The following is a 25,677-nucleotide window of genomic DNA, read 5'->3' as shown; positions in this document are numbered from 1 at the left end:
TTTTTTTCCAGACATTTCAAGAACATATGCTAAAGCCATAACGCAGTAAATGAAAAGCGAAGACGAGCGTTTAGAAACGGCGCCTTCTCTATATCGTGGAAATAAATGCAGTTTTCGCGGGAAAACTAAAATATCGCAGAATTCGCTTACACCACAGCTCATTTCGCTTTTTTCTCAAAATAACTAGACATCGGATAGATCGTCACGCTTTGAAAAACAAGAGATAGCAACACAGCCCCAAACGTGAGAGAGATAAGCGTACTATCTCCTGAACCATACTCAGATTCCAAACTTAGAAGAAGTGCAACCGACATCGTTCCCCGTATGCCGGACCAGGTAACAAGCGAAATGTCTTTCCAATTAAATTCATTACGCCAGGCTGTAAATGATTTAATAATACCTGCAAGCACAAGGAAACGAACAACTACAGATGCGAGAAAGATCAATCCTGCAAATACCCAGTAGTTAAAATCAAGATAGTTTGTTGATTCAATCCCTATTAATAAAAAAATCAATGCGAGAATACTTGGCTCAACAACTTCCCAGAAGCTGTTAAGGTATTCTCTATAGTGTGATTCTTTAATAAAGCCATCAAGTTCATATGAAAGCATGATTCCAGCTGCAACTACGGAGAGAACTCCTGACACACCAAGATTTTCTGCTACATAAAAACTTCCATAAGCGAGCACGATACTTAGCATCACCTGATATTGTCGCTGGTGTGTAAAAGAAATGGCTCGACAGACAATCCAACTAAATATCGCTCCGATTGCAATTCCTCCAATTGACACAAGAGCAAAGTCATAAATAAACGAGCTAATAGAAAAGCTCTCATCACCAAGATACATGCCAGCGAACACTGTAAAAAGAACGATACTCGTTCCATCGTTCACCATCGATTCACCTTCGACCACATCTGCTATCTTTGGATCTTTTGAAGCCTGCTTTAAAATCGAGACCACTGAGACGGGATCAGTAGGTGTAAGAATAGAAGCAATTAATAAAGCCCCAACAAATGATAATGAAAGGAACGGCCCGCTCATAATAAATAATAAACTACCGAGGAGGAGAGCACTCAATAGTAATCCCAGCGTGCTTAATGCGGCAATAATACCCGCGTGCTTTTTTAGATGAGCAAACGGAAACTGATACGCAGAAATAAAAAGAAGAGCAGGTAGAAACCATTCAAAGATAATGTCTTTCGTTATATGTACGGAGCTGAAGAACGGAAGAAAAGAAAGTCCTATTCCTAAACCTAATAAGACCAGTGGTGCGGGGAAGTTTTTTTGCTTTTTATCAATCGTATAAACTAAATAACCGATGAACAGTAAAATTAAGATCTGATTAGAATCCATGATTTCACTCCTTTGTATTAGTGTCATTCCCTACTCCATTTAGGCTTCAAACAGGCAGGCTTTATTTACCTCTAACTTGCTTCCTTTAACCCTGTCAACAGTTCGTGGTGTATGCTACAATAATCTTTGTCTATTCAAAGATAAGCAAGGTCTGCTATAGGAAACGACGGAGGAGGATACGTATGAACCAGACCCCATTTATTGCCGTCGAAGGCCCCATCGGAGTTGGAAAGACCTCCCTATCTCGAGCAATTGCTGCTCATTATCAATTTGAACTTTTTCAAGAAATCGTAGAAGAGAATCCCTTTCTCGGTAAGTTTTACGACAACATTGAAGAGTGGAGCTTCCAAACCGAGATGTTTTTTCTCAGCCATCGATACAAACAGTTAGAGGAAATGGAGAAGCATCATTTATCAAAACAGCTTCCCGTTATTTCCGATTACCACATCTTTAAGAATAAGATATTTGCCCAACAGACACTTAGTGACAAGCACTTTTCTAAATATATGAAGATTTATGACATTCTAACCGAAGGAATGCCCGAACCGAACGTCATTATCTATTTAAATGCTAGCCTTGAAACGCTGCTTAACCGTATTTCACAACGTGGAAGACAGATTGAAAAAAGCATCGATCCCGCTTACCTTGAGCGTCTTTCATCTGACTATGAACGGTTTATGCAAGAATTTGAAGCACATCATCCTGATATTCCCGTGCTCCGTTTCAATGGTGATGAGATGGATTTTGTGTCCAATCAAGATGATTTACACACCATCTTCCAATCCCTCGAAAAAACATTGAAAGAAGGAGACCCTGTTAAATGAATCTCAGAGAAAAATACAACATCCCACAGGATGCCGTCATTACAATCGCTGGTACGGTAGGCGTCGGGAAGTCTACCATTACGAGCTCACTTGCTAACGCCTTACAATTTAGGACTTCTCTTGAAAAAGTAGATAACAATCCATATTTAGAGAAATTCTATAATGACTTCTCACGTTGGAGCTTTCACTTGCAAATTTATTTCCTTGCTGAGCGCTTTAAAGAACAGAAGAGAATGTTTGAATATGGTGGAGGATTTGTTCAGGATCGTTCCATTTATGAAGATACAGGCATCTTTGCAAAAATGCATTATGAAAAAGGAACAATGTCAGCTGTTGACTATGATACTTACACGAATCTGTTTCAGTCTATGGTGATGACGCCTTTCTTCCCCCATCCTGATTTAATGATCTATCTTGAAGGATCATTTGATGATGTCGTTGATCGCATTAAAGAGCGTGGCCGTCCGATGGAGCAGCAAACGCCAACTGCTTATTGGGAAGAAATGTATGAGCGCTATACAAATTGGATTGACAGTTTCAATGCCTGTCCAATTCTCCGCTTAAATATCAATGAGTATGATCTAGTTAACGACCCATCCTCTGTTGAACTTATCTTAAAGCGTATTGAACAGAAATTTCAACAAATCCCTTCTTTAAGTAGATAATCTAAAAAAAGCTATCCGTTGGATAGCTTTTTTCTTATCGTAAAATATGAGTACATAGAAAAAACCGCTGTCGGCGATGACAGCGGTCGAAATATAATCTCCAAATTATATGCGCGTTGGTTATTAATTAGTAAATGGAGGAGGAAGAGGGATTCGAACCCCCGCGGGCGACTAAGCCCCTGTCGGTTTTCAAGACCGATCCCTTCAGCCAGACTTGGGTATTCCTCCGTGTGAAGAAGTTATTAACTAACTGCGACAAGTAATATAATATCATCGTCTTATAATAATGTCAACGATATCTCAAAACTTTTTTAAAAGAATTTGAATTACTTACTTATGTTGATCATTTCAGTTAAACCGCGCCGAAAATCAACACCCCTTACTATACACGATTATATCCTAAAAATAAAGAGCAGAGATGCCTCTGCTCTTTATCATTTTCTATTTAATGATTTCACGACCACCCATGTATGGACGCAGAACTTCAGGAACAATTACAGAGCCATCTTCTTGTTGATAGTTCTCTAAGATTGCAGCAACTGTTCTTCCGATTGCAAGACCAGATCCGTTTAACGTATGAAGGAATTCTGGCTTACCATTCTTTTCTCGACGGAAGCGAATACCTGCGCGACGTGCCTGGAAGTCTTCAAAGTTACTGCAAGAAGAAATTTCACGATATGTGCCATAGCTTGGAATCCAAACTTCAATATCGTATTTCTTTGCTGCTGTAAATCCAAGATCACCTGTACACATGCTCATCACGCGGTAAGGCAGGTTCAACAGCTGTAGGACTTTCTCTGCGTGGCCAGTCAGCTTTTCAAGTTCATCATAAGAATCTTCAGGCTTAACGAAGCGAACAAGCTCTACTTTGTTAAACTGATGCTGACGAATCAGCCCACGTGTATCACGACCAGCAGAACCAGCTTCAGAACGGAAGCAAGCACTATATGCGGTGTAAGCAAGTGGAAGATCTTCTCCGTCCATAATTTCATCACGATGAAAATTTGTAACAGGAACTTCCGCTGTCGGAATTAAGAAATAGTCTTCTTCCCTAATTTTGAACGCATCTTCTTCAAATTTAGGTAACTGACCAGTCCCAGTCATGCTCTCACGGTTCACAAGGTAAGGAGGCAGAATCTCTTCATAGCCATGCTCTGATTCATGTAAGTCCATCATAAAGTTAATCAATGAACGTTCAAGACGAGCTCCAACACCTTTATAGAATGCGAAGCGACTACCCGTTACTTTTGCAGCACGTTCAAAGTTAATAATATTTAGATCAGTTGCGATATCCCAGTGTGGCTTCGCTTCAAAAGCAAAATCATTTTTCTCTCCCCACGTACGGATTTCGATATTATCGTCTTCCGTCTCACCAACAGGTACACTGTCATGCGGAATGTTTGGAATTTGAAGAAGAATTTGCTCAAGCTCGGTCTCAACATTGCGAAGCTCTTCATCCATTGTTTTAATCTTATCGCCAACTTCACGCATTTCTTTAATAAGGTGATCAGCATCTTTCTTCTCACGTTTAAATGCTGCCACGTTTTTAGAAGCTTCATTCCGCTGTCCTTTTAACTGTTCTGTTTCAGCGATAAGGTCTCTTCTTCGCTGGTCAAGCTCTTCAAAACGATCAAGACCTACTAGATCTTCCCCACGCTTAGATAGCTTTACTTTTACTTCTTCAAAATTCTTACGCAAATACTTTAAATCGATCATGCTTTTTCCTCCTTTTTTAATGAACAATAAACGAGTTAACGGAAGGGATAGTGGTGTAGAGACGTGTATTTAAATACAAAAAAGCCCCCGTCCCCTATAAAGGGACGAGAGCTACCCGCGTTGCCACCCTGATTGCAGACGATTGTCTGCCTCTTAACAGAATAACGGTCTGCTCCGAGAAAGCCTACTTCATTCAGCATTCTACTCAGGGATGGATTCACAGGGTTCAATGATCGATTCGCACCACACATCGACTCTCTTGGCATTGAACATCTATTACTAATTCCCGTCAACGTTTTCGTTTATCATTCGTCTTATGCAGAAAAAGAATTCTCTTCTTCTTGGTACGTAATAATTTACACGAAAAATTACTCTGTTGCAAGTCCTTCTTTCTTAAACTCCAAAACCATATCAATAAACATCTGATGCATGCGATCATCATCTGTTAGTTCTGGATGGAAGGCACACGCAAGAAAACGTCCATGACGTGCAGCTACGATTTTTTCATTAAACGTAGCAAGCACTTCAACATCTTCTCCAACTTCTTCGATATACGGAGCTCGAATGAAGACACCGATAAAGTCATCTTCTAATCCTTTAACAGGTAATGGCGCTTCAAAGCTTTCGCGCTGACGTCCGAATGCATTTCTTTTTGCTTTTACATCCATAACACCAATATGCGATCCGTCTACTCCTTCAATATGCTTTGAAAGCAGAATTAGCCCAGCACATGTACCGAAAATAGGCTTCTCAGCTGCAAAAGCTTTAAGTGGCTCTAAAAATCCATATTGATCAATTAATCGACGCATTGTCGTACTCTCTCCACCAGGTAGTACAAGGCCATCTAAATCCTTGAGTTGCTCTACTCGTTTCACAACAATGATTTCTGCTTCTTTTGTTTCAAGTGCTTTCACGTGTTCTCGGATTGCACCTTGCAGTCCAAGGACCCCAACTCTCACCATACTTCTCTCGACTCCTTCTCTTTATCTAAGTAAGAACCCCACCTTATGTTGCACAGGTGGGGGATCAATGTTTTACCAGCCGCGCTCTTGCATACGGTCTGATGGCTTAAGTGAAGAAATTTCAATACCTGGCATTGCGATACCAAGGTTCTTAGAAATATTCGCGATCAATTCATAATCCTGATAGTGAGTTGTTGCTTCCACAATAGCTTTAGCAAATTTCTCAGGATTATCCGATTTGAAAATTCCAGATCCAACGAAGACGCCGTCAGAACCAAGCTCCATCATTAGTGCTGCATCTGCAGGAGTTGCGATGCCACCAGCAGCAAAGTTAACAACCGGAAGACGTCCAAGCTCTTTAATTTGAAGAAGAAGCTCAAATGGCGCCTGAAGGTTTTTCGCTTCAGTCATCAGTTCGTCTTCAGACATGCTTGAAATTTTACGAATTTGGGATTGAATAAGACGCTGATGACGTACAGCTTCAACAACGTTTCCTGTTCCTGGTTCACCTTTCGTACGAAGCATTGCAGCACCTTCACCTACGCGGCGCAGTGCTTCACCAAGGTTACGCGCTCCACATACAAACGGAACAGTGTACTTGCGCTTATCAAGGTGGAATTCTTCGTCAACTGGAGTAAGAACTTCACTTTCATCAATGTAGTCAACGCCCATTGATTCAAGAACGCGTGCTTCTACAATATGACCAATACGGCATTTTGCCATTACTGGAATCGATACGGCATTCACAACGTCCTCTACGATTGTAGGGTCAGCCATACGCGCTACGCCGCCTGCTGCACGAATATCAGATGGCACTCGTTCTAGTGCCATTACTGCTACTGCACCAGCTTCTTCTGCAATCTTAGCTTGCTCTGCATTGACAACGTCCATAATCACGCCGCCCTTTTGCATTTCAGCCATACCACGTTTTACACGATCTGTACCTGTTTGTTGATTCATCTATATTCCTCCCATATCTATACTTAGAAACGTCTTTGTTACACGACATCTATCAAACGCTTTTATTGTAACATTTTTTCATGACTTGTCCTATCACATGTGCAGTGATTTCATAAAAGATTTAGAAAAATACTCCTCGATGAACGCATCGAAGAGTATTTTTTCCAAGTATACTTGATATTATTAATTAAAACAGACCTTTCACAGCATCTGCTACGCTAGTCCATACACCAGAGAAGAAGCCACCAATCGCTCGCATAGTAAGTGTAAACCAACCTGCTTTTTCAACAGATTCAGTTGCTACAAGAGGTACTGAAGAACCCTTGTCACCTGTTATGTAACCGAAGTCTTCACCGGTTGATTTTAAGACGACTTTTCCAACTTGATCGCCTTCTTTAATTGGTGCAGTTAGTTCTCCATCTTCTGTTAGAAGAGATTGATCGTATTCATAGCTTAGTTTAAATGGTTCTTTCGTATTCGTCACTGTTACTGCATTGAAAGATTCTCCTGCAGCGACCCCAACTTCTTTCTCCTTACCTTTGACAACTTTAACCATGGAATTACCATCAGCTTTATCACCTTTAGTAACGATTGTTTGGGACTGGAATTGATCAAATCCATAGTTCAGAAGCTTAGCTGTTTCTTCAAAACGAGCTTCATACGAATCAGTTTTCATAACAACAGAAATTAATCGCATATCACCTTGTTTAGCTGTTCCTGTAAAAGCAAATCCAGCAAGGTCTGTAGAGCCGGTCTTGAGACCATCTATGCCTTCTACTTTATATTTATTAGCATATACAAGTGAAGGAAGAAGCCAGTTCCAGTTCTTCATTGTAATTTCATCATCTGTACCTTCGCGGAATTTCTTTTCTGGAGTACTAGTGGTTTCTATTACTTCAGGAAAATCTTTAAGAAGGTTATAAGCAAGAAGTCCAGTTGAACGAGCGGACATCATGTTCTCTTCATCAGGGTCTCCAGCAGGATGATTACCAAGTAGGTCTTTGTTGTTCAGCCCTGAACTATTAACAAACTTGTATTCCTTCATACCCATTTCTTTTGCTTTTGCATTCATCATTTCGACAAACTTCGCTTCTGTTCCAGCAACGTGCTCAGCCAGCGCCATTGTGGCAGCATTTGCAGAATAAATGGCCATTGCTTCATATAATTCCTTAACTGTATACTGTTCACCCACTCGAAGTGGTACGTTTGAAAGAGAACGATTCTGTGATAGCTTTTGGATCGTATCACTTACTGTAACTTTTTCATCCCAACTTATTTCGTTTTTATTAATTGCTTCAAGTACTAAATATTCCGACATCATCTTTGTCATACTTGCAGGTGAGAGCGTTAATTCAGGATTTTTCTGATATAAAATCTTTCCTGAATTTGCATCAATTAAGATTGATGCTTCTGCTTTGATGTCGGGCGCCTCTGCAGCTTCTGCAGTATTGCCTCCACCAAATGTTCCTGCTAGTAATAATACCATCGCCATGGTTACGATCATGGCTTTCAAACCAAGGTTTCTCAACCCCTACACCTCCAAATAAGTCTCACATAACCGCTATTCTATCACACCTAAAATTAAAAAAATAGATAGAGGAAAGTCCCCCTATCTACTTTTCGAACGTATTAAGCTATTTTTGTCACACACCTGTTATAACTTCAGTCTAAAGCACTATTTAAACAGAGTAATTTGGTGCTTCTTTCGTAACCTGAACATCGTGTGGATGACTTTCGCGAAGGCCTGCACCCGTAATTCGAACGAACTGGCTATCTTCACGAAGTGAGTTAAGTGTTCTTGTCCCACAGTAACCCATTCCAGAACGTAAGCCCCCGATTAACTGATGAATTGTATCAGTTAGTGGTCCTTTGTAAGGAACACGTCCTTCAATTCCTTCAGGAACGAGTTTAGACATATTTTCCTGGAAATAACGATCTTTACTTCCCTTTTCCATTGCTCCAATCGAGCCCATTCCACGGTATACCTTAAACTGACGACCCTGATAGATTTCACGTTCGCCTGGACTTTCATCCACACCTGCAAGGATACTACCAAGCATCACTGCGTGTCCACCTGCAGCGAGAGCCTTTACGATATCTCCAGAGAACTTAATGCCACCATCAGCAATAATACTAATACCATGTTTGCGTGCTTCTGTTGCACATTCATACACCGCTGTGATTTGAGGTACACCAACACCAGCAATAACGCGAGTCGTACAAATTGAACCAGGCCCAATTCCTACCTTCACAACGTCGGCTCCGGCTTCAATTAACGCTTTAGTCCCCTCAGCAGTTGCGACATTACCTGCGATAATTGGAAGATCAGGATAGGCGCTTTTGATTTCACTCACCTTTGTCATAATGCCTTCTGTATGGCCGTGAGCAGAATCTAATACAATAACGTCAACACCAGCCTCCACTAGTTTTTCAACTCGCTTCAGAGCATCTGTTGTATTCCCTACAGCAGCGCCAACTAGAAGACGGCCTCTGCTGTCTTTAGCAGACTGAGGAAACTGAATAACTTTCTCAATATCTTTAATTGTTATAAGACCTTTAAGTGTTCCATCATCATCAACCAATGGAAGCTTTTCAATGCGATGCTTTTGAAGAACTCGCTCAGCCTCTTTTAATGTTGTACCTACAGGAGCTGTTACAAGATTTTCTTTTGTCATAACGTCTTTAATTTGTATAGAGTAGTCTTCAATAAAACGAAGGTCACGATTAGTAAGGATACCAACGAGCTTGCGTTCCTCATTAACAATCGGAACACCGGAAATACGATACTTGCCCATCAGATGTTCAGCATCGAATACCTGATGTTCTGGTGTGAGAAAGAAAGGATCAGTAATAACACCACTTTCAGATCGTTTAACACGATCAACGTGTTCAGCTTGTTCCTCCATCGACATGCTTTTATGAATAATACCTAATCCACCCTGTCTTGCCATCGAAATAGCCATAGGCGCTTCAGTTACTGTATCCATACCAGCACTAATAATCGGTACATTTAATTCAAGATCTTTCGTTAATTGAGTTTTCACCGATACTTCTCTTGGTAGTACATCGGAAAAAGCTGGTGTTAATAAGACATCATCGAAGGTTAACCCTTCTTTAGCGAATTTTGTTTCCCACATCCCTTTCATCCTCCTCTAATCGAATTGTCCGAAATTTTATTAGTAGCTTATCAATTGGTTAAACTACTGTCAAGAAAGATAGAATAAGTTTGAATAATCAAACATGGAGGGCTCCTATGGGATATTCTGGACATTATCATTCAAACAACTTTGCATATCACTCAGCCTCATATGTTCAGCAATATTTAAAGGAATGTTATTCTAACATCGAACTTCCGGATGCCGAACGTAAAAGCTACGATTCCTGTTATCGATTTATGTATTTTATCGAATATAGCGAACGCTATTATCGGCATGCTTCAACTGCTGATGCACAGCTAAAACCAATCCTTCTTTTTTATGGGATGATTCAACTATTAAAAGCTTGTCTTATTACAATTGATCCAAATTATCCAGGTGACACACATGTTCTTGCACACGGCGTTACATCTCGAAAAAGAAAAAAACGCCATTATGCTTTTTTGCAAGATGAAGTAAAAGGTCAAAAAAATGGACTCTTTGAATACTTTTCAAGGAAAATGTTTCATGTGAAACAGGTAGAAGGGGAGAAATATAAAATGGAAGATCTTCTTACCCTTATACCCGAAGTTTGCCCATTATTTGAGAAGCTGACTCGTAAAGTAACGAGCTATAAAATGATTTCTCTTACCTCCACTTCTTTCACTATTCAGGCAAGTATTCTTGATACGTTAAATATGACTGCAGAACGTTTTGAATCCTACCTTCAGCAGCATGGGGATACTTCAATAAAAGTTCTTACTCATAATCGTGATTTCATTACTTTGCAGTTCAAGGAAGACCCCGTCGCAGGTTTACAGAGACGCCCCTTCCTATATGATAGGAATACTCTTTACCTCCCGGCAGAACGTAGTCAGTACAATCCTATTGCTGAGGTAATGGCTCACTATCTAATTTTATATAACCTCAGTATGATTTGCCGATACGAGACAGAATGGTGGGGAGATCTTTTTCATACTCAGGAGTCATTAGATCTACCTTTTATTCTACAATTTCTTGAAGTAACTTCTGAAAAAATACCGCATTTACTATATGAGTTTTTAAATAAGAGAAGTAAAAGTTGATCGCAGTACGTTGGTAAAGTAAAGGGAGTTGAAACAGGTAGTTCGTATTTATTCGACGAACGTGGTGGACCTAGGTATTCAGCTAGGTAATACACACCGAAAAAACCATACAAAAAAGCGAGAAACCCTCAGGTCTCTCGCTTCTCTTAGTTGCCCAGCGACGTCCTACTCTTGCAGGGGGAGATCCCCCAACTACCATCGGCGCTCGAGCTTAACTTCCGTGTTCTCATACGGGGCGCGATAAGCGGCGAACTTCTTCGTCAGCTGCGCGATGCCAGATCCTCATGGATCTCTCGAATATCCACTCCGGTCTGACATAGCTTGCTTCCTCGAATTTCTTGCTTCTCCCACCCCTACGAAGCTTTCGAAGAAGTTTTGATTGTCTCACATGAAGCTTTTTTCTCTTGCGAGTTTTCTTCACTTTATAGATACAAAAAAAGGCGAGAAACCCTCAGGTCTCTCGCCTTTCATCTTGTGCCCAGCGACGTCCTACTCTTGCAGGAGGAGATCCTCCAACTACCATCGGCGCTGAAGAGCTTAACTTCCGTGTTCGGCATGGGAACGGGTGTGACCTCTTCGCCATCATCACTAGACGATTCAGGTGTTCCCTGAAAACTAGATAGCACGCACAACTTTCCAATATGTCCAGCTACGTAAGCCAAATCCTCGATCGTTTCACCTTTTGATTCTGACGCATAAAGCGCGTCTGACTCAAAAGCCTCCAACGCTTGTCGGATTTAAACGGCTTACTTCGCTTTTCGTTTAGGTTAAGCCCTCGATCGATTAGTATTCGTCAGCTCCACGTGTTGCCACGCTTCCACCCCGAACCTATCTACCTCATCATCTCTAAGGGATCTTACCAGCTTCATGCTGTGGGAAATCTCATCTCGAGGTGGGCTTCATGCTTAGATGCTTTCAGCACTTATCCCTTCCACACGTAGCTACCCAGCTATGCTCCTGGCGGAACAACTGGTACACCAGCGGTGTGTCCATCCCGGTCCTCTCGTACTAAGGACAGCTCCTCTCAAATTTCCTGCGCCCGCGACGGATAGGGACCGAACTGTCTCACGACGTTCTGAACCCAGCTCGCGTACCGCTTTAATGGGCGAACAGCCCAACCCTTGGGACCTACTTCAGCCCCAGGATGCGATGAGCCGACATCGAGGTGCCAAACCTCCCCGTCGATGTGGACTCTTGGGGGAGATAAGCCTGTTATCCCCAGGGTAGCTTTTATCCGTTGAGCGATGGCCCTTCCATGCGGAACCACCGGATCACTAAGCCCGACTTTCGTCCCTGCTCGACTTGTAGGTCTCGCAGTCAAGCTCCCTTGTGCCTTTACACTCTGCGAATGATTTCCAACCATTCTGAGGGAACCTTTGGGCGCCTCCGTTACACTTTAGGAGGCGACCGCCCCAGTCAAACTGCCCACCTGACACTGTCTCCGCACCGGATCACGGTGCTGGGTTAGAATGTCAGTACAGCCAGGGTAGTATCCCACCGACGCCTCCATCGAACCTGGCGGTCCGACTTCTATGGCTCCTACCTATCCTGTACAAGCTGTACCAAAATCCAATATCAGGCTACAGTAAAGCTCCATGGGGTCTTTCCGTCCTGTCGCGGGTAACCTGCATCTTCACAGGTACTATAATTTCACCGGGTCTCTCGTTGAGACAGTATCCAAGTCGTTGCACCTTTCGTGCGGGTCGGAACTTACCCGACAAGGAATTTCGCTACCTTAGGACCGTTATAGTTACGGCCGCCGTTTACTGGGGCTTCGATTCAGAGCTTCTCCCGTAAGGGATAACCCCTCCTCTTAACCTTCCAGCACCGGGCAGGTGTCAGCCCCTATACTTCGCCTTACGGCTTTGCAGAGACCTGTGTTTTTGCTAAACAGTCGCTTGGATCTTTTCACTGCGGCTCCCCTGGGCTATAAACCCGAGGAAGCACCCCTTCTCCCGAAGTTACGGGGTCATTTTGCCGAGTTCCTTAACGAGAGTTCTCCCGATCGTCTTAGGATTCTCTCCTCGCCTACCTGTGTCGGTTTGCGGTACGGGCACCTTTTTCCTCACTAGAGGCTTTTCTTGGCAGCGTAGAATCAAGGACTTCGGTACTAAATTTCCCTCGCCATCACGACTCAGCCTTCATGGTGAACGGATTTGCCTATTCACCAGCCTAATCGCTTGGACGCGCATTTCCAGCAGCGCGCTCTCCCTATCTTTCTGCGTCCCCCCGTCGTTCAAACGGAAAGGAGGTGGTACAGGAATATCAACCTGTTATCCATCGCCTACGCCTTTCGGCCTCGGCTTAGGTCCCGACTAACCCTGAGCGGACGAGCCTTCCTCAGGAAACCTTGGGCTTTCGACGGACAAGATTCTCACTTGTCTTTCGCTACTCATACCGGCATTCTCACTTCTAAGCGCTCCACCAGTCCTTTCGGTCTGACTTCACAGCCCTTAGAACGCTCTCCTACCATTGTCGTAAGACAATCCACAGCTTCGGTGATACGTTTTAGCCCCGGTACATTTTCGGCGCAGCGTCACTCGACCAGTGAGCTATTACGCACTCTTTAAATGATGGCTGCTTCTAAGCCAACATCCTGGTTGTCTAAGCAACGCCACATCCTTTTCCACTTAACGTATACTTTGGGACCTTAGCTGGTGGTCTGGGCTGTTTCCCTCTCGACTACGGATCTTATCACTCGCAGTCTGACTCCCGCGGATAAATCGTTGGCATTCGGAGTTTGACTGGATTCGGTAATCCGGTAAGGACCCCTAGTCCAATCAGTGCTCTACCTCCAAGATTCTTGCCGCGAGGCTAGCCCTAAAGCTATTTCGGAGAGAACCAGCTATCTCCAGGTTCGATTGGCATTTCACCGCTACCCACACCTCATCCCCGCATTTTTCAACATGCGTGGGTTCGGGCCTCCATTCAGTGTTACCTGAACTTCACCCTGGACATGGGTAGATCACCTGGTTTCGGGTCTACGACCACGTACTATTTCGCCCTATTCAGACTCGCTTTCGCTGCGGCTCCGCCTTCTCAGCTTAACCTTGCACGGGATCGTAACTCGCCGGTTCATTCTACAAAAGGCACGCTGTCACCCATTAACGGGCTCCAACTAGTTGTAGGCACACGGTTTCAGGTTCTTTTTCACTCCCCTTCCGGGGTGCTTTTCACCTTTCCCTCACGGTACTGGTTCACTATCGGTCACTAGAGAGTATTTAGCCTTGGGAGATGGTCCTCCCGGATTCCGACGGGGTTTCACGTGTCCCGCCGTACTCAGGATCCGTCTCGGAGGGCATCGGATTTTGACTACAGGATTGTTACCTTCTCTGATGGACCTTTCCAGGTCGCTTCGTCTATCCGTGCCTTTGTAACTCCAAAGAGACGTCCTACAACCCCAGAGGGCAAGCCCTCTGGTTTGGGCTGATTCCGTTTCGCTCGCCGCTACTCAGGAAATCGCGTTTGCTTTCTCTTCCTCCGGGTAATGAGATGTTTCAGTTCCCCGGGTCTGCCTTCCATTCCCTATGTATTCAGAAATGGATACCATCCTATTAAAGATGGTGGGTTCCCCCATTCGGAAATCTCCGGATCAAAGCGTACTTACAGCTCCCCGAAGCATATCGGTGTTCGTCCCGTCCTTCTTAGGCTTCTAGTGCCAAGGCATCCACCGTGCGCCCTTAGTAGCTTAACCTTCGATTTGTTAGGCATTGCTGCCATAACGCATCAGTTATTACTAAGTTATTGCATAAAAAATAATTATTGGATGTCGTTGTTTGTGCTATCTAGTTTTCAAGGAACAAGGCTACTACTTAAATCCGCCTAAGCTTCATCACTTCACCTGGTTTGAAAGAATAAATCATTCTTTCAAAACTAAACGAAACGCTCATGTAAGGTTGGTAACGTAAGTTACCTTCGTAATTCTCCATAGAAAGGAGGTGATCCAGCCGCACCTTCCGATACGGCTACCTTGTTACGACTTCACCCCAATCATTTGTCCCACCTTCGGCGGCTGGCTCCATAAAGGTTACCCCACCGACTTCGGGTGTTACAAACTCTCGTGGTGTGACGGGCGGTGTGTACAAGGCCCGGGAACGTATTCACCGCGGCATGCTGATCCGCGATTACTAGCAATTCCGGCTTCATGCAGGCGAGTTGCAGCCTGCAATCCGAACTGAGAACGGCTTTATGGGATTCGCTTCACCTCGCGGTGTTGCTGCCCTTTGTACCGTCCATTGTAGCACGTGTGTAGCCCAGGTCATAAGGGGCATGATGATTTGACGTCATCCCCACCTTCCTCCGGTTTGTCACCGGCAGTCACCTTAGAGTGCCCAACTAAATGCTGGCAACTAAGATCAAGGGTTGCGCTCGTTGCGGGACTTAACCCAACATCTCACGACACGAGCTGACGACAACCATGCACCACCTGTCACTCTGTCCCCCGAAGGGGAACGTCCTGTCTCCAGGATTGTCAGAGGATGTCAAGACCTGGTAAGGTTCTTCGCGTTGCTTCGAATTAAACCACATGCTCCACTGCTTGTGCGGGCCCCCGTCAATTCCTTTGAGTTTCAACCTTGCGGTCGTACTCCCCAGGCGGAGTGCTTAATGTGTTAACTTCAGCACTGAGGGTGGAACCCCCCAACACCTAGCACTCATCGTTTACGGCGTGGACTACCAGGGTATCTAATCCTGTTTGCTCCCCACGCTTTCGCGCCTCAGCGTCAGTTACAGACCAGAGAGCCGCCTTCGCCACTGGTGTTCCTCCACATATCTACGCATTTCACCGCTACACGTGGAATTCCACTCTCCTCTTCTGCACTCAAGTCCTCCAGTTTCCAATGACCCTCCACGGTTGAGCCGTGGGCTTTCACATCAGACTTAAAAGACCGCCTGCGCGCGCTTTACGCCCAATAATTCCGGACAACGCTTGCCACCTACGTATTACCGCGGCTGCTGGCACGTAGTTAGCCGTGGCTTTCTGGTTAGGTACCGTCAAGGTACCGCCCTATTCGAACGGTACTTGTTCTTCCCTAACAACAGAGCTTTACGACCCGAAGGCCTTCGTCACTCACGCGGCGTTGCTCCGTCAGACTTTCGTCCATTGCGGAAGATTCCCTACTGCTGCCTCCCGTAGGAGTCTGGGCCGTGTCTCAGTCCCAGTGTGGCCGATCACCCTCTCAGGTCGGCTACGCATCGTCGCCTTGGTAAGCCATTACCTTACCAACTAGCTAATGCGCCGCGGGCCCATCCTGCAGTGTTAGCTCGAAAGCCAACTTTCAACATTGCACCATGCGGTGCGATGTATTACCCGGTATTAGCTCCGGTTTCCCGGAGTTATCCCAGTCTGCAGGGCAGGTTGCCCACGTGTTACTCACCCGTCCGCCGCTAAGATCAGGGAGCAAGCTCCCATCTCTTCGCTCGACTTGCATGTATTAGGCACGCCGCCAGCGTTCGTCCTGAGCCAGGATCAAACTCTCCGATAGAAAGCTTAATCTAGCTTTAAAACAATGTTTTGTTTCCGTAGAAACAACTACTTACATGGCGTTTCGTTCAGTTTTCAAAGATCGATTTGTTTCTTTCGTTTTCGCCGTTGTTTATCGGCGACTTAAATAATATATCATGTAATGCGTTATCTCGTCAACACTTTTTTATAAGTTTTTTAAAACCAATTTTAGAAGGTTTTGGAGACCCCGTCAAAGCGACGGAATTACATCTTATCATCTGCTTATCAGTATTGCAATAGAAAAATAAAAAAAGAAGAGGATTTCTCCTCTTCTTCTAACTTGTTACTCTTCTTCAGGCTTTGAATCGTCGTTATCATCATTCTCGATGATCTCTTCAGCATCAACATCAATGATTTCTTCCGCACTTACTTCAATAGTAGGTTCTGTATCTTCGATGTCCTCACCTTCGATACCCTCTTCATTGATCTCTACCTTCGCAACCGTTGCGACAGAGTCACCTTCAGAGATACGGATCAATCTCACACCTTGCGTGTTTCTTCCGGTTTGAGAAATATCCTGTACATCAATACGAATAATGACGCCACTCTCAGTAATAATCATACATTCTTCATCAAGCGTGACAGTCTTGAGAGCTGTTAACACACCATTACGTTCAGTAAGGTTACACGTCTTGATACCTTTACCGCCTCTTGTTTGCACGCGATACTCTTCAACAGGTGTTCGTTTACCGAATCCTTTATCAGTCACAATAAGTACATCCTGGTTTTCATCTAGAATGCCTATACCGACAACTTGATCGTTCTCCTGAAGGGTGATCCCCTTAACACCAGTAGCTGTTCGACCCATAGATCTAACGTCTTCTTCATGAAAGCGAATCGCCATTCCTTGTTTCGTTCCCATAATAAGCTCTTTCGATCCATTCGTTAGACGAACGCCCATTAGCTCATCGTCTTCTTTAAAGTTGATGGCAATGAGCCCACCCTTTCGAATATTCGCAAAGGCAGATAATGGAGAGCGTTTAACAACACCCTGCTTCGTCGCAAAGAAAACGAACCAATCATCAACAAACTCTTCTATAGGAATAATTGCAGTGATATATTCATCTTTTTCTATTTGAAGGAGATTAATAATTGGAATCCCTTTCGCTGTTCGACTAAGCTCAGGTACTTCATACCCTTTAAGTCTGTAGACCTTCCCTTTATTCGTAAAGAAAAGAATCGTATTATGCGTCAGAGTAGTGAATAGGTGTTCAACAAAGTCACCATCATTTGTACCCATCCCCTGAATTCCACGACCACCGCGCTTTTGACTACGATACGTATCGATTGGCAGACGCTTGATATACCCCTTATGTGTGAGGGTAATAACAATATTTTGTTTAGGAATTAAATCTTCATCCTCGATCATATCAAAGCCAACCGTTATTTCGGTACGACGTTTGTCCGCGAATCTTTCTTTTACTTCTGCTAGCTCTTCGCGAATGATTTCAAGAACTTTCTCTTCATCAGCAAGGATCGCTTTTAGTTCAGCGATACGCTTCATTAATTCTTGATATTCTGATTCAATTTTATCACGTTCTAGACCAGTTAAACGCTGAAGTCGCATATCAAGGATCGCCTGAGACTGATCATAGCTAAGCGAGAACTTTGTCATAAGGCCTTCTCTAGCAATATCTGTTGTTTCAGAAGCTCGAATTAATTTAATCACTTCATCTAAATGATCAAGTGCAATTCGCAAACCTTCTAATATATGTGCTCTTGCTTCCGCTTTGTTTAGCTCAAACTGCGTTCTTCTTCTAATAACAACCTTTTGATGCTCTAGATAATGCTCAAGACATTCTTTTAGCGTTAATACTTTGGGTTGTCCATCTACTAGAGCAAGCGTGTTAATCCCAAAGCTAGTTTGAAGTGCAGTTTGTTTATATAAGTTATTTAGGAGAACATTCGCATTTGCATCTTTACGTACCTCAATGACAACACGCATTCCCGTGCGGTCAGATTCATCGCGAAGATCTGTGATACCCTCTATCTTTTTATCGCGAACAAGCTCTGCGATTTTTTCGACAAGACGTGCTTTATTAACCTGATAAGGAAGTTCAGATACAATGATCGTCTTTTTACCATTGCTAAATTCTTCGATTTCAGCTTTTGCCCGCTGGATAATTGATCCTCTACCAGTCATATAAGCTTTGCGAATACCCTCACGTCCAAGAATCTCAGCTGCAGTCGGGAAATCTGGTCCTGGAATAAACTCCATTAATTCAGGTATCGAAATCTCTGGATTCTTACTAAGTTCCAAAATCCCTTCAATGACTTCCCCAAGGTTATGCGGTGGTATATTCGTAGCCATTCCTACAGCGATACCTGAAGCTCCGTTTACTAGTAAGTTAGGAAACCTTGCAGGGAGAACAATTGGTTCTTGTTCAGAGCCATCATAGTTGTCCTGGTAGTCTATTGTGTCTTTGTTAATGTCTCGCACCATTTCCATAGCGATTTTAGACATTCTCGCCTCAGTGTAACGCATTGCAGCTGCTGAATCTCCGTCAATAGAACCAAAGTTACCATGGCCATCTATTAACATATTACGATAGCTAAAGTCCTGAGCCATGCGCACCATTGTGTCATATACAGCTGAATCACCGTGTGGATGGTACTTACCAATTACTTCTCCAACAATACGCGCAGACTTCTTGTAAGCTTTATCAGAAGTCATACCCAGGTCATTCATGGCATACAAAATACGGCGATGCACTGGTTTTAAACCATCTCGTACATCAGGAAGAGCTCGACTTACAATAACGCTCATCGCATAATCCATGAAGGAGGTGCGCATTTCCTGACTAATATTTATTTCCTTAACTCTCGATCTTTCCATATCAGACATACGGAAAACCTCCAATTATACTCTTGTTCATCTCATAACATTTAGCTGTATTGCCTTATTAACCCTTGAACAGCAGAAAAGGGGGGATTCCCCCCTTCAGTTTATTTCTTAAACATCTAGATTCTTTACATAATGGGCGTTGTCTTGAATAAAGTTCCGTCTCGGTTCAACACGATCTCCCATTAACATATCAAAGACTTCATCCGCTTCGATCGCATCTTGTAGTTCAACTTGCAGTACTGTACGCGACTCAGGATCCATCGTTGTTTCCCAAAGCTGAGTTGGGTTCATTTCACCTAGACCTTTGTATCGCTGAATACCGGGCTTAGGAGCTTTCGGAATCTCGTTCAAAATAATATCATGCTCGCGGTCATTATAAGCGTAAGTAACTTTTTTTCCTTGTGTAATCTTATAAAGTGGCGGCTGGGCAATGTAAACATAGCCATTTTCAATCAACGGACGCATATAGCGATAGAAAAATGTTAATAGAAGCGTTCGAATGTGGGCTCCATCAACATCCGCATCAGTCATGATAATTAATTTGTGGTAGCGAGCTTTTGATAAATCAAAATCTTCACCTATACCTGTTCCAAGTGCTGTGATAATCGCTCTAATTTCGTTATTTGATAGTATTTTATCTAAACGTGCTTTCTCGACGTTCAGAATTTTACCTTTTAGAGGCAATATTGCTTGGAAATGACGATCACGTCCCTGTTTAGCTGATCCACCCGCTGAGTCACCCTCAACAATATAGAGTTCAGAAATAGAAGCATCTTTAGATGAGCAATCAGCTAATTTACCTGGGAGAGCGCTCACTTCAAGAGCACCTTTCCTTCTTGTTAACTCTCGTGCTTTCTTTGCTGCAGCACGAGCGCGTGAGGCCATAAGACCTTTCTCAACTATTTGCTTAGCAACGAGGGGATTTTCAAAAAGGAATGTAGAGAACTTTTCTCCAAAAATAGACTCGGTAATTGTACGAGCTTCTGCATTTCCAAGCTTTGTTTTCGTCTGACCTTCGAATTGAGGATCAGGGTGTTTAATTGAAATGATTGCAGTTAATCCTTCTCGTACATCATCCCCTGTTAAGTTAGGGTCCGTTTCACGGAATAAACTATTTTTTCGTGCATAGTCATTAATAACGCGAGTAAGGGCTGTTTTAAAACCGTATTCATGACTCCCACCCTCATGCGTATTGATGTTATTGGCAAATGAGTAGATATTACTCGCAAAACCATCATTGTATTGAACAGCGATCTCGACAGAAATCCCTTCACGTTCACCTTCTACAAAGATTGGTTCTTCGTGGAGCGCTTCACGTGAACGATTTAAATGTTCAACGTATGATTTAATACCACCCTCGTAATGATATTCATTACGCTTTGTTTCTTCAGGACGCTTGTCTTGCGCAACAATTTTAATTCCGCGATTTAGAAAAGCAAGTTCTCTTAGACGGTGAGCAAGAATATCAAATTCATATTCTATTGTTTCCGTAAAAATTTCGGTATCAGGGATGAAGTGAATAGTTGTCCCCGTTACATCACTATCACCAATAACCTTAAGATCTTCATCAGGTACACCGCGTGTATAGCTTTGGTAATAAACTTTGCCTTCACGTTCTACCGTAATTTCAAGTTTAGACGACAAAGCATTTACAACTGATGCCCCTACACCGTGCAGTCCACCGGACACTTTATATCCACCGCCGCCAAACTTACCACCGGCATGCAGCACAGTCATAATAACTTCGACTGCAGGGCGGCCCATTTTCTCTTGAATACCGACCGGAATGCCTCGTCCGTTATCCTCTACTTTAATGCTATTGTCTTTCTCAATACTAACTGTAATTTGCGAACAGTACCCTGCAAGAGCTTCATCGATACTGTTATCAACAATTTCCCAAACAAGATGGTGGAGTCCTCTGCTACTTGTGGAACCAATGTACATCCCTGGGCGTTTTCGAACAGCCTCAAGTCCCTCAAGGACCTGAATCTGACTTTCATCATAACTTTCTTTATTAGACTGTTGCTCTAATGTCATATTGTTCACCTACATTTCTCTATCAAAGATAGACTCAATTAAGCTTGCTGATTGACAGCCAACCTGGTTTTAAGATGATTCTCCATTCGATGTTACTTCTACACTATCCGATACTGTGTAAGCACGTCTTTTTAGTGTAAGTGAAGATAAAGGGGACAGATAGACCGTATCAGTTGTGATAACGATTGATTTCGTTAAATCACCACCAATATCTTCTACTAGCTTATCTTTTTGATGGCGGTGCAAGAATTCATTCGTAATCTCCGCTTCCTCCATAACTTGCCAATCAAAGATGCCAACAACATCTCTCGATTGAACAACTACGTCCTCTCCTAAGTGTATAAACACCACTTCACCTCATTTCACCTTTTCGATTAGTCCATCTTGGACTTGAAAAGTCGTCGCTTTCTCAAGCGTTTCATGATGGATGCCTTCGACGCTAGTCGTTGTGACAAACGTCTGGACCTTCCCCTGAATTGTATTTAAAAGATGAGACTGCCTGTAATCATCTAACTCCGACAGAACATCATCGAGCAGAAGTAAAGGATATTCGCCTACTTCACTATGAATCAATTCAATTTCAGCAAGTTTTAGTGATAAAGCCGTGGTACGCTGTTGCCCTTGAGATCCATAAGTTTGAACGTCTTTTCCATTTACAAAAAACGACAAATCATCTCTATGGGGGCCCGCTAGCGTAACACCACGCTCAACTTCTCTCTCTTTAATTTTATCAAACTTTTGCTTATATCCATCTACTATTTTCGACAAATCGGTTGGTTCTGATACCTCTACAGTTGGATTATAGTGAATTTCAAGTTTTTCTAGCCCTCTACTAATTCCATAATGAATTGGTTCAGCCCATTGTTGAAGGAGTTGAACAAATCGAACTCGACGTATATAAATATTCGCAGCAGCTTCAATTAATTGTTCGGTCAGGATATCCAACATTACATAATCGGGATTTTTTTGATATCGCAAGGTCTTTAACAAGCTGTTACGCTGCTGAAGAAGCTTCAGATATCGACCAAGATAATAGAGATAGACTGGTTGTACCTGGCCAATTTCAATATCGATGAATCTTCTGCGAACGCCAGGATTGCCTTTAACCAGATTGAGATCCTCTGGTGCAAACATGACAACATTCAGTGCACCAATGTAGTTGCTCAGTTTCTGCTGTTCCAATTGATTTAGTTTGGCTTTCTTACCTTTTTGGGAAATAACCAGTTGGAGGGAGAGGGGACCATTTCGTTTTTCTATTCTACCTTCTATTTTAGCATATTCCTCGTCCCAATTGATTAATTCTTTATCTCTTGGTGTACGATGGGATCTCGCCATAGCTAGTACATAGATAGCTTCCATGATGTTTGTTTTCCCCTGAGCATTTTCACCGAGAAAAACGTTCACGTTATTTTCAAACTGCAGTTCTTGCTTCGTGTAATTTCGATAATTCGTTACTTTCAATGTGTTTAGATGCAACGGGAAACCCCCATTCAGCTAGATACAACAAACTCCCCGACTCCAGGAATCATCACTTTATCCTGATTGTAGAGTTTTCTGCCACGTCGGTCATCTAATTCTCCGTTTACATAGACCTCGTACTCTGACAGAAACCACTTTGCCATTCCGCCTGTATTAATCACTCCAGCTTCTTGAAGAAGTTGGCCAAGAGTGATGTATTCTTTAATTAATTTGATTTCATTCATCTTCGTTCACCTCATTTTCCTTCTACTCCATTCAACGATGACGAGTTTGAAGGATGACAATAGTTTATTATAACTCTTTTTTAACTAAAACGCATGACTTATAGAGTGGAAATTTCACAATGGCAAGAAAAAAGAGAAAGCCGCTGGAAGAATTCTTCTCAGCAGCTCAATATTTTTGCATGAATTTTAACTAAAATTAATAAGTTCGTACCGGTAGAATTAACTGCATAATAGCAGCTCCTTCAATAGGCTTGATTAAGAATGGACGCATCGCACCAGTAAAGCTAATATTCACTTCATTGGAATCCATCGATCTCAACGCATCCATCATGTATTTAGCACTAAAAGAAATCTTAAGCTCTTCTCCATCAAAGAATTGAGATTGTACCTGTTCAATAACTTTACCGATTTCAGGAGAGTTTGAGGAAATTTCTAACGTTGATTCCTCTATGCTTGCGAGCTTGACTACGTTATTCCTTCCTTCTCGTGCAAGAACTGAAGCTCGATCAATTGCTTGTAATAGTTCTTTTGCTGATACCGTTACGTTTGTTTTACTTTCGTTAGGTATAAGTCGACTTGTATCAGGATAGTTTCCGTCAAGAAGTCTTGAGAAAAAGAGAATGTGATTTGATTTAAATAGAATTTGATTCTCTGTAACCGTAATATCTACAAGTTCTTCGTTATCATCAATAATTTTAGAAAGTTCACTTAAACTCTTTCCTGGGATAACGACATTTGAGAATGAAAGGTCATTACCATTAGGTTCAACCTGCACTGTCCTGAGAGCAAGTCGGTGACTATCTGTCGCAGTACAGTTTAATTCGCTATTCTCAAGCTTCCAGTTTACACCTGTCAACACCGGTCTAGTTTCTGAAGTAGAAACAGCAAATACCGTCTGTCTAATAATGTTTTTTAGGAGATCTGCTTGAATTTGAAATCCTTCTTTGGATTCTACTTCTGGTAGACGTGGATATTCTTCAGGATCTAGACCGTTAAGGTTAAACTCTGAAGATCCAGAACGGATTCTCGTTGTTAAGCTATCGTGAACTTCAATTTCTACTTGATCACCTGGTAGTTTTTTAACGATATCAGAGAAGAAACGTGCTTGAAGAACAATACTTCCCATCTGAGAGATTTCAACAATTTGTTTATCATTTTCCTCTGCGGGAATGAAACACTCGATTGAAATATCTGAGTCAGAGCCTGTTAATGTTACACCTTCATCACTTGCCACGATTTTAATACCAGTCAGTATCGGTATCGTTGTTCTTGAAGATACTGCTTTCATGACATCAGATACGCTTGATACTAGATAATCTCTCTCGATTTTGAAACGCATAATTTACCTCCTAAATAAATGACCCTGATTATATATTTATTACTTAAAAAAGTCGTAGTCTTACTAGTAGGGGCTGTGAATGTGTGGATAAGTGTTAGTGAACCTATATCACGTAAGTTATCCACCTGTGGATAGTGTGTTAGTAACTCTGGATAATTGTACACACTCTATCAACTAATATCCACAAAAAAGGTGACTAACCATTTTTCAGCTGCTCTACTATATCTTGCAGTTTCTTCTGAAATGCTTGATCAGAATCCACTAGTTTTGAAATCTTCTCATGAGCGTGGATCACAGTTGTGTGATCACGGCCTCCAAATTCTTCCCCAATCTTCGGAAGAGAAAAATCGGTCAGTTCTCTTGATAGATACATCGCAATTTGACGTGGGAAAGCGACTGATTTCGTTCTCTTTTTAGCCGCAAAGTCTTCTAGTTTTACTGAGAAGTGATCACCTATAACATTTTGAATATCATGGATGGTGATGACTCTAGGTTTAGATGATGGAATAATATTTTTTAGAGCTTCAGCTGCTAAGTCCGCATTCATGTCTTGATTAATTAGTGAAGAATAGGCCACCACTCGAATAAGAGCACCTTCTAGTTCACGTATGTTCGTATCAATCTGGTTAGCGATATAGAGCATCACTTCATTTGGGATATCTAGGCCTTCAGCTTTCGCTTTCTTTCTAAGAATCGCAATCCTTGTTTCAAGATCAGGAGGCGTAATATCAGTAATTAATCCCCATTCGAAACGTGATCGTAGCCTGTCCTCTAGCGTTGGTATTTCCTTAGGTGGTCGATCACTTGAAATCACAATTTGCTTACTTTCTTCATGAAGCGCATTAAATGTGTGGAAGAATTCCTCTTGGGTTTGTTCTTTACCAGCTAGAAATTGAATATCATCAATCAATAGCACGTCTACATTTCGATATTTATTGCGAAAATTAACGGTCTTATTATCGCGAATGGAGTTAATAAACTCATTAGTAAACTTCTCGGATGATAAATACACCACTTTTGCATTCGGATTATGCTCAATGACATAGTGACCAATTGCATGCATCAAGTGTGTTTTTCCTAGGCCAACCCCCCCGTAAATAAATAAGGGATTATAAGCTTTGGCTGGCGCTTCAGCCACTGCTAGGGAAGCTGCATGAGCAAAACGGTTCCCGGATCCAATAACGAAAGTATCAAACGTATATTTGGAATTAAGCACGCTCTGCGGATGTTCTTCCTGAGCGGGATTTGCTTTTGGTTTTTTCTTCATAGACTGTTCAAGATCCAAATCAGTATCGGACTGATTCTGGGGAATAATGAACTTTGCTTTGAGTTCACTGCCTGTTAACTCAAGTAACGTTTCCGTTATTAAACTTGAGTATCTAGATTCGAGCCAGTCTCTAGCGAACTCGTTGGGGGCAGTAATAATAATGGTGTCGCCGTCCATTCTGTTAGCAGAAGTGGACTTTAACCAAGTTTCGAAACTCGGCTTACTTAATTTTTTTTCGATTTCGGATAATGCCTGTTGCCAGAGATCCGTGATGTTATCCAA

16 protein-coding genes, 1 tRNA gene, 3 rRNA genes and 1 other annotated feature are annotated in these 25,677 nt (G+C 42.6%); of the genes, 3 read left to right on the top strand and 17 right to left on the bottom strand.

Translation table 11 applies throughout. The features are described 5' to 3' along the window. Positions 1 to 158: 158 nt before the first annotated feature. The gene (locus AC0VYH_RS00100; RefSeq protein WP_194222565.1) at positions 159 to 1,355 is read right to left on the bottom strand and encodes a cation:proton antiporter; all 1,197 of its coding nucleotides are present in this window, start codon (positions 1,353 to 1,355) and stop codon (positions 159 to 161) included. 182 nt (positions 1,356 to 1,537) lie between these two features. Here AC0VYH_RS00100 and AC0VYH_RS00095 point away from each other — a divergent pair, with 182 nt between their 5' ends. Both AC0VYH_RS00095 and AC0VYH_RS00090 read left to right on the top strand, forming a co-directional pair. After that, complete coding sequence (locus tag AC0VYH_RS00095; protein ID WP_194222564.1) at positions 1,538 to 2,179, top strand: deoxynucleoside kinase; 642 nt, start codon at positions 1,538 to 1,540, stop codon at positions 2,177 to 2,179. After that, positions 2,176 to 2,844 (top strand): deoxynucleoside kinase, encoded by a 669-nt coding sequence (locus tag AC0VYH_RS00090; protein WP_194222563.1) that lies wholly within the window; start codon positions 2,176 to 2,178, stop codon positions 2,842 to 2,844. The genes AC0VYH_RS00095 and AC0VYH_RS00090 overlap by 4 nt, the downstream gene beginning before the upstream one ends. Before the next feature lie 135 nt (positions 2,845 to 2,979). On the opposite strand, the gene AC0VYH_RS00085 is transcribed toward AC0VYH_RS00090, so the two are convergent. From AC0VYH_RS00085 to guaB, 6 genes are all read right to left on the bottom strand, one after another. Next, positions 2,980 to 3,072: transfer RNA gene (locus AC0VYH_RS00085), tRNA-Ser, on the bottom strand. 213 nt (positions 3,073 to 3,285) lie between these two features. Then, entirely contained in the window at positions 3,286 to 4,560 is a 1,275-nt protein-coding gene (gene serS, locus AC0VYH_RS00080; RefSeq protein WP_194222562.1) for a serine--tRNA ligase, read from the bottom strand. Positions 4,561 to 4,657: 97 nt separating this feature from the next. Beyond that, positions 4,658 to 4,862, bottom strand: a binding site (T-box leader). Between the two features lie 66 nt (positions 4,863 to 4,928). Beyond that, positions 4,929 to 5,522, bottom strand: coding sequence for a pyridoxal 5'-phosphate synthase glutaminase subunit PdxT (gene pdxT / locus AC0VYH_RS00075; RefSeq protein ID WP_283153224.1), 594 nt, complete (start codon positions 5,520 to 5,522; stop codon positions 4,929 to 4,931). Positions 5,523 to 5,594: 72 nt separating this feature from the next. Beyond that, entirely contained in the window at positions 5,595 to 6,482 is an 888-nt protein-coding gene (gene pdxS / locus AC0VYH_RS00070) for a pyridoxal 5'-phosphate synthase lyase subunit PdxS (protein ID WP_098445637.1), read from the bottom strand. A gap of 187 nt (positions 6,483 to 6,669) precedes the next feature. Continuing rightward, positions 6,670 to 7,986, bottom strand: a complete 1,317-nt coding sequence (locus AC0VYH_RS00065; protein WP_475373769.1) for a D-alanyl-D-alanine carboxypeptidase family protein — start codon at positions 7,984 to 7,986, stop codon at positions 6,670 to 6,672. A 175-nt stretch (positions 7,987 to 8,161) separates the two neighbouring features. Continuing rightward, positions 8,162 to 9,619 carry an IMP dehydrogenase gene (gene guaB, locus AC0VYH_RS00060; RefSeq protein WP_194222560.1) on the bottom strand — a complete coding sequence of 486 codons (1,458 nt, stop codon included), beginning with the start codon at positions 9,617 to 9,619 and terminating at the stop codon, positions 8,162 to 8,164. 116 nt (positions 9,620 to 9,735) lie between these two features. Here guaB and AC0VYH_RS00055 point away from each other — a divergent pair, with 116 nt between their 5' ends. Next, positions 9,736 to 10,701 (top strand): YaaC family protein, encoded by a 966-nt coding sequence (locus AC0VYH_RS00055; protein ID WP_475373168.1) that lies wholly within the window; start codon positions 9,736 to 9,738, stop codon positions 10,699 to 10,701. A 476-nt stretch (positions 10,702 to 11,177) separates the two neighbouring features. Here the strand turns inward: AC0VYH_RS00055 and rrf are convergent. The 10 genes from rrf to dnaA form a co-directional block, all read right to left on the bottom strand. After that, positions 11,178 to 11,294: ribosomal RNA gene (gene rrf, locus AC0VYH_RS00050) — 5S ribosomal RNA — on the bottom strand. Positions 11,295 to 11,464: 170 nt separating this feature from the next. Further along, a 23S ribosomal RNA gene (locus AC0VYH_RS00045) occupies positions 11,465 to 14,395 on the bottom strand. A gap of 237 nt (positions 14,396 to 14,632) precedes the next feature. Further along, positions 14,633 to 16,184: ribosomal RNA gene (locus AC0VYH_RS00040) — 16S ribosomal RNA — on the bottom strand. The 16S, 23S and 5S rRNA genes sit together here, the layout of an rRNA operon. 303 nt (positions 16,185 to 16,487) lie before the next feature. Continuing rightward, positions 16,488 to 19,049 (bottom strand): DNA gyrase subunit A, encoded by a 2,562-nt coding sequence (gene gyrA / locus AC0VYH_RS00035; RefSeq protein ID WP_475366269.1) that lies wholly within the window; start codon positions 19,047 to 19,049, stop codon positions 16,488 to 16,490. 108 nt (positions 19,050 to 19,157) lie between these two features. Beyond that, the gene (gene gyrB, locus AC0VYH_RS00030; protein WP_194218135.1) at positions 19,158 to 21,086 is read right to left on the bottom strand and encodes a DNA topoisomerase (ATP-hydrolyzing) subunit B; all 1,929 of its coding nucleotides are present in this window, start codon (positions 21,084 to 21,086) and stop codon (positions 19,158 to 19,160) included. A gap of 69 nt (positions 21,087 to 21,155) precedes the next feature. After that, positions 21,156 to 21,434 (bottom strand): extracellular matrix regulator RemB, encoded by a 279-nt coding sequence (remB, locus tag AC0VYH_RS00025; RefSeq protein WP_194218136.1) that lies wholly within the window; start codon positions 21,432 to 21,434, stop codon positions 21,156 to 21,158. Positions 21,435 to 21,443: 9 nt separating this feature from the next. Beyond that, complete coding sequence (recF, locus tag AC0VYH_RS00020; RefSeq protein WP_194218137.1) at positions 21,444 to 22,562, bottom strand: DNA replication/repair protein RecF; 1,119 nt, start codon at positions 22,560 to 22,562, stop codon at positions 21,444 to 21,446. Between the two features lie 14 nt (positions 22,563 to 22,576). Next, positions 22,577 to 22,789: a S4 domain-containing protein YaaA gene (gene yaaA, locus AC0VYH_RS00015; protein ID WP_194218138.1), complete on the bottom strand. Its 213-nt coding sequence runs from the start codon at positions 22,787 to 22,789 to the stop codon at positions 22,577 to 22,579. A 196-nt stretch (positions 22,790 to 22,985) separates the two neighbouring features. Continuing rightward, on the bottom strand, positions 22,986 to 24,128 hold the full coding sequence (gene dnaN, locus AC0VYH_RS00010) for a DNA polymerase III subunit beta (RefSeq protein ID WP_194218139.1): 1,143 nt from the start codon (positions 24,126 to 24,128) through the stop codon (positions 22,986 to 22,988). Between the two features lie 196 nt (positions 24,129 to 24,324). After that, on the bottom strand, positions 24,325 to 25,677 hold the full coding sequence (gene dnaA, locus AC0VYH_RS00005) for a chromosomal replication initiator protein DnaA (protein WP_475373167.1): 1,353 nt from the start codon (positions 25,675 to 25,677) through the stop codon (positions 24,325 to 24,327).

Source organism: Anaerobacillus sp. QJM3NY_32 (genome assembly GCF_056173645.1).
The sequence above is the reverse complement of the archived record's forward strand: the minus strand, read 5'-3'. Positions and strand labels throughout refer to the sequence as shown.